This is a genomic window from Amycolatopsis sp. NPDC054798, assembly GCF_053611505.1.
Genome location: NZ_JBSHAM010000040.1, coordinates 28,623 through 40,562, shown reverse-complemented (window position 1 = coordinate 40,562; position 11,940 = coordinate 28,623). Strand labels below are relative to the sequence as shown.

Genomic DNA, 11,940 nt, shown 5'->3' with positions numbered 1-11,940 from the left:
CGTCACGGCCCCCTTGTGGTAACCAGTACCCAACAGGGGCCCATACCCGCACGTCTGGGGGAGCAGGGAGTCGCGACAGCGCGTCCGCCGCACGCGGAGCCGCTGAGAAAACCTCAGTGCGGCCCCGAATGCCGCCGGGCCGATTCCGCCGGATTTTCCGCGGGAACAGGCACCCGGGATCCCCGGCGCGTTCGCTGGATATGACACATTTTCGCGTCGCGGTTCCGGCTCGAATCCGGGCGGCATTGGCGACACCCCCTCAGGGCGTCGCGGATAGGACGGGGAATCTGGCGCAGCCGGTGCGCTTCGAACATCAACACCGGTTCTGACCTGCTCGGGTTCCCCCTATGTGGTGATTCTGGGCCTTCGTCTCCCCGTCGCGGGTGAGAGCGAGGTACGAATTCCCCTGTCCAGTGTCGATGAACGCGGGTAAGCAGCTCGACAATTCCGTCCTTCGCCGTGGGAGCTTTTGTGATGGCCCGTCGTTCCGGATTCATGCGTTCTCGGGGGAAGCGCGTCGCCGCGGCTCTCGCCGTGATTTTCGCTGTCGGCCTCGCGAGCGCCGCCCCGGCGTTGGGCGCGACCCTGCCGCCCAGCACCAGCCCGGCGGCTCCCTCCCCGGCGCCCTCGGCCTCGGCACCGGCCAGCCCGGCCGCTCCCGCACCGGCCAGCTCGACGGCGGCACCCTCCAGCACGCCGCCCTCCAGCACACCGCCGGCCAGCCCGCCACCGGCGACCTCGGCACCGGCGACCTCGGCCCCGGCCGCCGCACCGCAGCCGAGGGTGGCCGAGCCGCGAGGCCTGGGCACGCCGCGCAAAATCGGCCCCGACCCGGCGTTTTCGACGGTCGCCCACGGCGCGATCACGATGGCGTCGAACTCGGTCGTCAGCTGCGGCACGGTGCCGACGTCGTGCGGGGAGACCGCGAACAACTCCGCCTACGGCTACTGGGTCAAGAGCGACCCGGCCGCACCGGGCAACACCGCTTCGAGCGCGAACCTGACCATCCCGCCCGGGGCCTCCGTGCTGTCCGCCCGGCTGTACTGGCAGGTCAATCCGATCTCCTCGAACGCCGATTCCGGCGACGTCTCCCGTGCGAACCAGGTCGCGTTCAAGGCCCCGGGCACCGCCTCCTACCAGCGGCTGACGGCCGACACCTACGACTGGTTCGACGCGCTGGGCGGCGGATCCCCGCAGATCACCGCGCACGCGGGCGTCAAAGACGTCACCGACCTGGTGAAACAGGCCGGCGGCGGCTCCTACACGGTGGCCGACCTGCAGGCCTGCCGCGGCAACTCGGCCAACAGCGCGAGCAACCTCGGCTGCTGGGGCGGCTGGTCGCTGGTGGTGGCCTACGCCCTCGACACCGATCCGCTGCGCTACCTGCAGATCTGGGACGGCTTCGACTGGGTCCGGGGCGGCGGCAGCCCGACGTCCACGACCATCGACCTGGCGGGCATCCGGAGCCCGGCCGACCACCCGCCGTCGGCCACCCTCGGCGTGGTCCTCGGCGACGGCGACGCCAACATCTCCGGCGACTACCTGGAATTCGGCCGGGACGCCTCGTCGCTGCAGCGGCTGACGATGCCCGCGCCCGGCGGCACCAGCACGAACAACGCCTTCAGCAGCCGCATCGACCGGGTGACCGCGAGCGGCTCCGGCAGCAACGTCGCCGACCGCACGCCGAACCCGGCCAACAACTTCGGCTACGACGCGCGCACGGTCGACGTCACCGGCAAGCTGCCCGCCGGCTCGGACCGGGCCCAGCTGAAGGTCGGGACCACCGGCGACGCGCTGTACCCGCAGACCGTGTGGCTGATGACCGAGGCCAACGAGCCCAACCTGCAGATCGTCAAGTCCAACGACCCCGAGGGCAACCTCCAGGAACGCCCGCCCGGCTGGGTCGCGCGCGGCGGCGAGATCTCCTACGGGCTGGACGTGGCCAACCGCAACCCCGACGGCAGCGTCACCAACCTGGACACCGCGACCGGCGTGGTCGTCACCGACACCCTGCCCGCCGGAGTGTCCTATGTGGCCGGTTCGGACCCGAGGTGCTCGGCGGCAGGCCAAGTCGTCACCTGCAGACTGCCGGATCTGGCCCCGGGCCAGAGCACGCACATCGGCTTCCGCGTCACCGTTTCGCCGACGGTCGCCGCCGGGACCCGCCTCGACAACACCGCGTCGGTGGTTTTCCAGGGCAAGCAGACCGGCCGCGAACAGACGCGGACCAGCAACACCGTCCGCAACGTCGTCGCGGTGCCGGAGTACACGCTGGCCAAGGTCGTGGACAAGGCGAACGCGCTGCCCGGCGACCAGCTGACCTACACCGTCACCCTGGAGAACACCGGCAACATCCCGGTGCCGCCCGTCACCGTCGCCGATACGCTCCCGGCAGGCACGACATTCGTCAGCGCGGACACCGCGAGCGGCACCGTCACCGGCGCCGGTCCGCTGCAATGGCACACCGCGGAGATGCCGGTGGGCAGCCGGGCCACGATGACCGTCCACGTCCGGATCAACGACGCGACCATCGGCACCACGCTGGTCAACCGCGCGAAGGTGACCGAAGGCCCGCCGCCGACCGTCCCGCCGGACCGGCAGTGCGCGGACGACGCCACGGCTTCCTGCGCGGAGACAGTCGTGCCCGGCCCGAAGATCGAGATCGCCAAGACCGCCGACAAGGCCTCGGCGAACCCCGGCGACACGGTGAAATACACCGTGGTCGTGCGCAACACCGGCCAGGTCGTGGCGCGCGGCGCGACGTTCGCTGACGACCTGTCGAAGGTCCTCGACGACGCCGTCTACAACAACGACGCCGCTCCCGCCGCCCAAACCTCTTACACCGCACCGAAACTGACCTGGACCGGAGACCTGGCAGTCGGCGCTTCGGCGACGATCACCTACAGCGTCACCGTGAAGAACCCCGATCCCGGCGACCACAAGCTGATCAACGTCGTCACGTCGACGACCCCGGGCAGCAACTGCGCGGCCGGTTCCACCGATCCTCGGTGCGGCACGACGACTCCGGTCTCCGGGATCCGGATCAGCAAGACGGCGACGCCGGCCAGCGCTAAGCCCGGCGACACGGTGAAGTACACCGTGACCGTCGCGAACACCGGCCAGACTCCGTTGTCGGGCGCGACTTTCACCGACGATTTGTCGAAGGTGTTGGACGACGCCGCTTACAACGGTGACGCGTCGGCGTCGGTGGGTTCGGTGGCGTACGCCGCGCCGAAACTGACGTGGACCGGTGACCTGCCCGTGGGCGGCACCGCGACTGTGACGTACTCGGTGAAGGTCAACAATCCCGACACCGGCGATCACAAACTCGTCAATGCCGTCACCTCCACGACGCCAGGCAACAACTGCGTCGCGGGCTCGACGGATCCGGCGTGTTCGACCACGACGCCAGTGTCCGGAATCCGGATCGAGAAGAAGGCCGACAAGCAGTCCGCGAATCCCGGCGACCAGGTGACGTACACGGTCGTCGTCGCGAACACCGGCCAGACTCCGTTGCCCGGCGCGACTTTCACCGACGATTTGTCGAAGGTGTTGGACGACGCTGCTTACAACGGTGATGCGTCGGCGTCGGTGGGTTCGGTGGCGTACGCCGCGCCGAAACTGACGTGGACCGGTGACCTTCCGGTGGGTGCTTCGGCGACCATCACCTACAGCGTCACGGTGAAGAATCCCGTTACCGGGGACCACAAGCTGATCAACACGATCACTTCCACGACGCCGGGCAGCAACTGCGTCGCGGGTTCGACGGATCCGGCGTGTTCGACCACGACGCCCGTGTCCGGGATCGAGTTCGCCAAGACCGTCGACAAGACCAGCGCCAACCCCGGCGATCCGGTCCGGTACACCGTGACCGTCCGGAACACCGGTCAGACTCCGTTGTCCGGCGCGACTTTCACGGACGACTTGTCGAAGGTGCTGGACGATGCCGTCTACAACGGTGATGCGTCGGCGTCGGTGGGTTCGGTGGCTTACGCTGCGCCGAAACTGACCTGGACCGGCGATCTCCCGGTGGGCGGTTCGGCGACGGTGAGCTACAGCGTCACGGTGAAGAATCCCGTTACCGGGGACCACAAGCTGATCAACACGATCACCTCCACGACCCCGGGCGGCAACTGCGCGGCCGGTTCCACTGATCCGCGATGCGGCACCACGACTCCGGTGTCGGGGATGCGGATCGCCAAGTCCGTCGACCGCGAACAGGTCGTGCCCGGCGACAAGGTGACTTACACGATCACCGTCACCAACACCGGCCAGACTCCGTTGCCCGGCGCGACTTTCACCGACGACCTGTCGCAGGTGCTGGACGACGCCGTCTACAACAACGACGCCGCTCCGGCCGCGCAGGTCTCTTACGCCGCACCGAAACTGACGTGGAGGGGTGACCTGGCGATCGGCGCTTCGGCGACGGTGACGTACAGCGTCACGGTGAAGAACCCGGATCCGGGGGACAAGAAGCTCAACAACGTCGTCACGTCGGAGACCCCGGGCACCAACTGCCCGCCCGGGTCCACCGACCCGTCGTGTTCGACGACGACGCCGGGCAAGGAACTGACGATCGAGAAGACCGCGGACAAGCAGACCGCGAACCCGGGCGACAAGGTCACCTACACGGTGAAGGTGACCAACACCGGCCAGGTCCCGCTGCCGGACGCGACTTTCACCGACGACCTGTCGCAGGTGCTGGACGACGCCTCCTTCAACGACGACGCGTCCGCCTCAGCGGGCTCGACGGCTTACGCGGCACCGCGGTTGACCTGGACGGGCAACCTTCCGGTCGGCGCTTCCGCGACGGTCACCTACAGCGTCACGGTGCACAACCCGATCTCCGGCGACCATCAGCTGCGCAACACGGTCAGCACTCCGGTGCCCGGCAACTGCGAGCCCGGCTCGACGGACCCGAAGTGCTCGACCCTGACGCCGCTGCCGGGGTTGACGATCGAGAAGAAGGTCGACAAGCAATCGGCGAACCCCGGGGACAAGGTCACGTACACGGTGACCGTGACGAATACCGGCCAAACTCCGTTGTCCGGCGCGACTTTCACCGATGACCTGTCGAAGGTGCTGGACGACGCCGCATACAACGGCGACGCCGCTTCGTCGGCCGGTTCCGTGTCGTATGCCGCGCCTCGGCTGACCTGGACCGGAGACCTGGCGATCGGCGCTTCGGCGACGGTGACGTACAGCGTCACCGTGAACAACCCGGCCGGAGGCGACCACCGGCTGGCGAACGTCGTGACGTCGGAGACTCCCGGCGGGAACTGCCCGCCGGGGTCCGCGGATCCGCGTTGCGGCACTACGACGCCGGTGTCCGGGATCGCGATCAGCAAGGTCGCGGACAAGAAGGAGACGAAGCCAGGGGACAAGGTCACCTACACGGTGACGGTCGCCAACACAGGCCAAACTCCGTTGTCCGGCGCGACTTTCACCGACGACCTGGCGAAGGTCTTGGACGACGCCGCCTACAACGGCGACGCCGCGGCCTCCGCCGGAGTGGTGACTTATGCCCCGCCCCGGTTGACGTGGACGGGCGATCTCCCGGTGGGCGGTTCGGCGACGGTGACCTACAGCGTCACGGTGGCGAACCCGGTCAAGGGCGATTTCAAGCTGACGAACGTGGTCACCTCCGACACCCCGGGCGCGAACTGCCCGCCGGAGTCGAAGGATCCGCGTTGTGGCACGACGACTCCAGTTGCTGGCTTGGATATCTCGAAGGTGGCGGACAAGAAGGACGTCAAGCCGGGTGACAAGGTCACGTATACGGTGACGGTGAAGAACACCGGTCAGACTGTCCAAACGGGAGCGACGTTCACTGACGATTTGTCGAAGGTGCTGGACGATGCGACCTACGGCAACGATGCTTCGGCTTCGCTCGGCTCGGTGAGCTATGCGGCTCCTCGGTTGACGTGGACTGGCGATTTGCCGATCGGTGCTACGGCGACGGTTACGTACAGCGTGACGGTGAACAATCCGGTCAAGGGCGATCACCGGCTGATAAATGTGGTGACGTCGGAGACTCCCGGCGGAAACTGTCCTCCGGGTTCGACGGACCCGCGTTGTGGCACGACGACTCCGGTCGCTGGTTTGGATATCTCCAAGGTGGCGGACAAGAAGGATGTCAAGCCGGGTGACAAGGTCACGTATACGGTGACGGTGAAGAACACCGGTCAGACTGTCCAAACGGGAGCGACGTTCACTGATGATCTGTCGAAGGTTCTCGACGATGCTGCGTATGACAACGATGCGGCAGCTTCGCTCGGCTCGGTGACTTACGCAGCTCCTCGGTTGACGTGGACCGGAGACCTGCCGATCGGTGCGACGGCCACGGTTACGTACAGCGTGACGGTGAACAATCCGGTCAAGGGCGATCACCGGCTGACGAATGTGGTGACGTCGGAGACTCCGGGCGGGAACTGTCCGCCGGGGTCCGCGGATCCGCGTTGTGGCACCACGACGCCGGTGGCCGGTATCACGATCGGCAAGGTGGCGGACAAGAAGGACGCGAAGCCGGGCGACAAGGTCACCTACACCGTGACCGTGACCAACACCGGCCAGACCGAGCTGAAGGGCGCGACCTTTACCGACGACCTGTCGAAGGTGCTCGACGACGCTACTTACGACGGTGACGCGGCAGCCTCGCTCGGTGCGGTGACTTACGAGGCCCCGCGGTTGACGTGGACCGGCGACCTGCCGGTCGGCGCGACCGCGACGGTCACCTACAGCGTCACCGTGAACAACCCCGTCAAGGGCGACTTCAAGCTCGCGAACGTGGTCACCTCGGAAACTCCCGGCGGGAACTGTCCTCCGGGATCGACGGACCCGCGCTGCGGCACGACGACCCCGATCGCTGGTTTGGATATCTCCAAGGTGGCGGACAAGAAGGACGTCAAGCCGGGTGACAAGGTCACGTATACGGTGACGGTGAAGAACACCGGTCAGACTGTCCAAACGGGAGCGACGTTCACCGACGACCTGTCGAAGGTCCTGGACGACGCCACTTACGACGGTGATGCGGCAGCTTCGCTCGGTGTGGTGACTTACGAGGCCCCGCGGTTGACGTGGACCGGCGACCTGCCGATCGGTGCTACCGCGACGGTCAAGTACAGCGTCACCGTGAACAACCCCGTCAAGGGCGACCACACGCTGGCGAACGTCGTCAGCTCGGACACCCCGGGCACGAACTGCCCGCCGGGGTCGAAGGATCCGCGGTGCGGGACCACGACGCCGGTCGCGGGCCTGATCCTGGCGAAGAAGGCGAGCGTCGCCGAGGCCAAGGCGGGCGATCAGGTCACCTACACCGTCACCGCGACGAACACTGGCCAGACCGAGTTGAAGGGCGCGACCTTCACCGACGACCTGACCGGCGTCCTCGCCAACGCCGCGTACAACAATGACGCCGCGGCCTCGACAGGCTCGGCGACTTACGCGGCGCCTCGGCTGACCTGGACCGGTGACCTGCCGGTCGGGGCGACCGCGACGGTCACCTACAGCGTGAAGGTCAAGACCCCGATCGGCGACGGGCAGAGCCTGCGCAACGTCATTACCTCGACGACGCCCGGCACCAACTGCCCGGACGGTTCCTCCGACCCGCGGTGCAAGACGACCACGCCGCTCACGAAGACGCCGCCTACACCTCCCACGCCGCCGACCGTGCCGCCGACTCCGCCGGTTCAACCGCCGCCGCCGGAATCGCCGCTGGCGTCCACCGGCGTAGTGCTGATCCCGGTGGGAATCGCGGCGATCGCCCTGCTCGCGGGCGGCGGTGCGCTGCTGCTGATCTCGCGTCGGCGGCGGAGGTCCGAGCGGTAGCGGCCGACCGGACCGGGATCGGCTGGACCGGGTTCCCGCTGCGGCGGGCCCGGTCCCGGCCGCGGGGCTCGAATCCGGCGCGTGGCCGGAGATCGCCGTCCGGCGCTGGCGCGGCGGCGGCCGGAAAGCGGTCCTGGCCGAGACACGCTCGGCCGCGATGACACCTCGGCCGGGCGAGAACCGTCTTCGGTCGCGGAATCCCTCGGCGGGATCTCGGATCCGGTGGCCGGGACGGTGCCTCCGCGTACGTCGATGGGCGTTGCGGTGACGGCCGGATGCGGTCGGCGAGGGAGTTCGCTTGCGGGTCGGAGCGGTGCGTCTGCGGAGGTCCGCGGGTGTGGCGGCGGGCGAGTTCGGCCGCGCGCTCGTCGGCGGCGCTGGCCAGTGCGCCGACGGACGTTCTGGGCCGCGCCGGGCGTGGCGAGCCAACCGGGAGTCGAGGGCGCGTTCGCGGACCTGGACGGGTGCCGGGGGACGCGTCGGCCGGGGAGCCCGCCTGGTCGCCGGATCGGTGCTCACGTCGACGGCTAGGCCGAGCCGCGGGTGTGCTCCGCGGCGGCGAGGATGGCGCCGCCTTCGGACTCCCAGCGGGAAACGTCGCTTCCGGCCGGTCGGGGAGCAGCGCCGGATTCGGTCAGGATGGCTTCCGGACGCGCGGTGCTGTTCCGGTCCGCCGCTGCCGACAGCGCGATCGCGGCGGTCGCGAGCGGTGTCCGCGCAGGGACGACGAGCAGTGTCAGCCGGCGCATCGAACCGCCGGTCACGTGCACGACGTGCGGGTCCTGGGAGCGGAACCCTTCCAGCCGCACGAGCCGGCCCCGCGAGATGAGCGTCGGCTCCGCGGGCAGCCAGGCGGGCACCGCGAACGCCACGCGCCACACCGGGCCGATCCGGTCGGCGAGCGCCGCGACGAGGGCCGGGACTTCGGCCGCCAGATCTGCCGAAGCGGGCCACCAGCCGCCGTCCACGAACCCGGCGGCCGGCATCGGCGGTTTGAGCCGCAGGCGCGGCACAGCCGGGGCGCAGGCGCGGTCCGGCGGCGTCGGCATGGAAGCTCCGATCCCGGTCACGGTGGCCGGCGGCGATACTGACGAGCGGCTCGGGCCCGCGGGCTAAGCGGGCTGACGGGAGAGGAGCACGCCGCTGTCGCGGAGGATCTCCGGTGCGGTGCCCGTGCTGCCCGTGGCGGAGGCGGCGCTCAACGCGCGTTCGGCGGCTTCCGGCGAGGTCTTCGGCGGGATCGCCAAGAGCGTCAGGTGGTGGAGGCGCGGTCCGATCACCACGACGGTGTGCTGCTGGAGGCCGAAGAATCCGGCCAGCCGCACCAGATTCGGGCCGTGCGCCAGGCGAGCGGGCGCGAGGTCCCATGCCGCCGGGTTGAAGCCGATCCGGTCCACTCGTCCGGAGCGGTCGGCGAGTGCGGCGACGAGGGCGCTGAACTCCGTGACCGGTTCACGCGAACGAGGCCACCAGGCACCGTCGAAACAGCCTTTCGCCGCGTCAGGTTCTTTGAGCCGCAACCGGTTTCCGGTCACGAGGGACTCGATCACCGGGCCGGCGGCGCGGTGCTGGGGGGCTGGTTTCATCGGGACGCTCCGTCCGGCGGTGCGAGTGGCCCGGCGGCGGATGCCGTCGGCGCTGCGCGGCGGAAACAGGCTGCGCGCCGAAAAAAGAGGGCTAGGGGGTCAGCGGCGCGCCCGGCTTTCGTGCGGCTGCGGGTCTTTCCGGTCGCTGGCCGGGGCGACGGGCTGGCGGAACAGGCCGCCGTAGCGGTCGTCCTGCGGCCGCACCAGCGCGCCGGGCCGGGGCGTCTCGGCGACAGGATGGCTGAAAATCGGTGTGCTGACCAAAGTGCTGATCGGGTTTTCCTTTCCGGGCAAAGCAAGATCCGCCGGACACTGGGAATCAGGAGGCGGCTGAACCACGTCGCACCACCGCCATTCCCTGGTGGGCGCCACCGGCCGGCGCCGCGAGGCGGTTGCGGCGAGGGCGGCTCGGCGGCCTATCGGCCGCTTGGGGTGACGGTGATGTGCCGTGGGCCCGACTACATGCCGCACTTTCGTCCCTGCCGCGAGGAGGCCGGGCTGCTGGCACGAGATGTTCTCGGACACCACTGACGGTACACCCCTCGTCCGGCGAGGGCCCCCGCCGCGGGGCCAGGCCGGTGGGGGTGCCCCGCCGCACGAGTGCCGTGCCACGCTCTCACCAGGGCGGGAAGCCGCGTTCGGGTGAACCGGATTTCTCCGTCCGCGGCCGGACGGAACGGCAGCCCACGGTTCAACGGCAGCGCTGAACCCGCGTCACGCGCCTGCTCGGTGTAAGATTAAGGCAAGGACCCCAGACCTCGGTCTCGCCGATCGAGCCGCATCACGGCTGCTGACGACCCAGGAGGTTCCGGGCACATCGCGGATATCCGGGAAGACGAGCCCCTTCGCCAGGTTTGTGCGCTTGAGGGCCTTCCGCGCTCCGCGAGGTCCGACCCCCGAGCGGCCGCTTTTCCGCTGCCGCGGCGAGCCGGGACGCCGTCCCGGCGGGTCAGCCTTTTTCACAGCATTGAGCGGCGGCCTCGCGCCGCCCGCACCTGACTTGGAGTTCCACAATGGACGAAATGAAACCGGCGGCCCCGCGAGGGCCGGGCCCTCCGCACGGAAGCGATTACGCCGAACTGTCGGCTCTGGTGAGGGCGGCGGGGCTGTTCCGCCGCCGTCCGGTGCACTACCTGATCCGCGGCGGCGCGGCGTTGCTGGCGTTCGGCGGGGCGTGGGTGCTGCTCGCGCTCGCCCCGGACAGCTGGTGGCAGCTGGGCACCGCACTGCTGCTGGCGGTGGCTTACACCCAGCTCTCGTTCCTCGGCCACGATGCCGGGCACAAGCAGATCTTCCGGGGGCGCCGGGCGAACGACGCGGTCGGCACGGGCCTGGCCGGGCTGGTCGGGCTGAGCTACGGCTGGTGGGTGGGCAAGCACAACCGCCATCACGCGAATCCTAATCTCGAGGACTCCGATCCGGACATCGACATTCCCGCGTTGGCGTTCAGCGACCAGCAGGGCCGCGCGAAGGCGGGTTTCCTGCGCTGGATGGCGAAATACCAGGCGTTCCTGTTCTTTCCCTTGCTGCTGCTGGAAGGTCTCGACCTGCACTGGTCGGGGATCAAGGCGGTGTGGCACGGCGGGATCAAGGCGCGCAGGCTCGACGGGGTGCTGCTGACCGTTCATCTGGCCGCCTATCTCGCGGCGGTGTTCCTGCTGCTGCCGCCGGGGATCGCGGTCGTGTTCATCGTGGTGCACCACGCGGCCTGGGGTGTCTACATGGGATGCTCGTTCGCGCCGAACCACAAGGCTATGCCGCATCTGGAACCCGGGCACCGGCTGGACTTCCTCCGCCGCCAGGTGCTGACGTCGCACAACGTCAGCGGCGGCCGGTGGATGACGTACGCGCTGGGCGGGCTGAACTACCAGATCGAGCACCACCTCTTCCCGAACATCCCGATGGCGACCCTGGGCCGGGCGCAGCCGCTGGTGCGGGACTTCTGCCTCGCCCGCGGGATCAGCTACAGCCAGGGCGGGCTGCTGCGCACCTACGCGGACGTCCTCCGGCACTTGCACCAGGTCGGTTCCCCGCTCCGGACAGCACCGGCCGGGGGCGGTTCCCGATGACGGCGGCCCGGAGCCGGGAAACCGGGGCACGGCTGACGATGAAGCGCGCCGGCTCCGAACGCGGGCACGTCGACGGCGGCTGGTGGCCGCGTTCGGCGGATCTGGCCGCGGAACTGCCCGCACTGGCCGCCGCGCTCGAAGCGTGGGTGGGCCCGGTGGCCCGCGTGTCGTATCACCTGGACACCTGGGGCACGACCGCGCGCAAAGTGCGCCTCGGCGACCGGATTGTGCGGCTGGAAGGGTTCCGGGCGACAGATCCGGACACGGTCATGGTGTTCGGGACCGACTCTCGCCGGGTGAGCCTCCTGGTGGTGCCCCGGGAAGCCCCCGGCGGGGCGGCCCGTGCGGCGCTGCGGTCGGCCGCGGCCGGCGGTGGTGCGGGGGGGGGGCCCCGGGGGGAGCAGAGTGCGGCCGGGGTGCCCAGCACGCCGTGGGGATCTCCCCCGGCCCCCCCCCCC

The 11,940-nt window shown here is 69.5% G+C and carries 6 protein-coding genes; 3 read left to right on the top strand and 3 right to left on the bottom strand.

The features are described from left to right. Positions 1–495: 495 nt before the first annotated feature. The gene (locus tag ACWGIC_RS24250; protein WP_452078233.1) at positions 496–7,827 is read left to right on the top strand and encodes a DUF7927 domain-containing protein; all 7,332 of its coding nucleotides are present in this window, start codon (positions 496–498) and stop codon (positions 7,825–7,827) included. 527 nt (positions 7,828–8,354) lie between these two features. Here ACWGIC_RS24250 and ACWGIC_RS24245 read toward each other — a convergent pair. The 3 genes from ACWGIC_RS24245 to ACWGIC_RS24235 form a co-directional block, all read right to left on the bottom strand. Then, positions 8,355–8,876 carry a DUF5994 family protein gene (locus tag ACWGIC_RS24245; RefSeq protein WP_452078232.1) on the bottom strand — a complete coding sequence of 174 codons (522 nt, stop codon included), beginning with the start codon at positions 8,874–8,876 and terminating at the stop codon, positions 8,355–8,357. 63 nt (positions 8,877–8,939) lie between these two features. After that, positions 8,940–9,413 carry a DUF5994 family protein gene (locus tag ACWGIC_RS24240; protein WP_452078231.1) on the bottom strand — a complete coding sequence of 158 codons (474 nt, stop codon included), beginning with the start codon at positions 9,411–9,413 and terminating at the stop codon, positions 8,940–8,942. Between the two features lie 99 nt (positions 9,414–9,512). Next, on the bottom strand, positions 9,513–9,707 hold the full coding sequence (locus ACWGIC_RS24235) for a hypothetical protein (protein WP_452078230.1): 195 nt from the start codon (positions 9,705–9,707) through the stop codon (positions 9,513–9,515). 728 nt (positions 9,708–10,435) lie between these two features. Here ACWGIC_RS24235 and ACWGIC_RS24230 point away from each other — a divergent pair. Together ACWGIC_RS24230 and ACWGIC_RS24225 are read left to right on the top strand one after the other, a co-directional pair. Beyond that, positions 10,436–11,482: a fatty acid desaturase family protein gene (locus ACWGIC_RS24230; protein ID WP_452078229.1), complete on the top strand. Its 1,047-nt coding sequence runs from the start codon at positions 10,436–10,438 to the stop codon at positions 11,480–11,482. Beyond that, a partial coding sequence (locus ACWGIC_RS24225; protein ID WP_452078228.1) for a DUF5994 family protein occupies positions 11,479–11,940 on the top strand: 462 nt, incomplete at its 3' end. The genes ACWGIC_RS24230 and ACWGIC_RS24225, both read left to right, overlap by 4 nt.

What these genes read in the sequence shown, in the direction of transcription:
- ACWGIC_RS24250 (WP_452078233.1), top strand. Translation starts at nt 496, where the DNA reads ATGCGTTCTCGGGGGAAGCGCGTCGCCGCGGCTCTCGCCGTGATTTTC.
- ACWGIC_RS24245 (WP_452078232.1), bottom strand. Translation starts at nt 8,876, where the DNA reads ATGCCGACGCCGCCGGACCGCGCCTGCGCCCCGGCTGTGCCGCGCCTG.
- ACWGIC_RS24240 (WP_452078231.1), bottom strand. Translation starts at nt 9,413, where the DNA reads ATGAAACCAGCCCCCCAGCACCGCGCCGCCGGCCCGGTGATCGAGTCC.
- ACWGIC_RS24230 (WP_452078229.1), top strand. Translation starts at nt 10,436, where the DNA reads ATGAAACCGGCGGCCCCGCGAGGGCCGGGCCCTCCGCACGGAAGCGAT.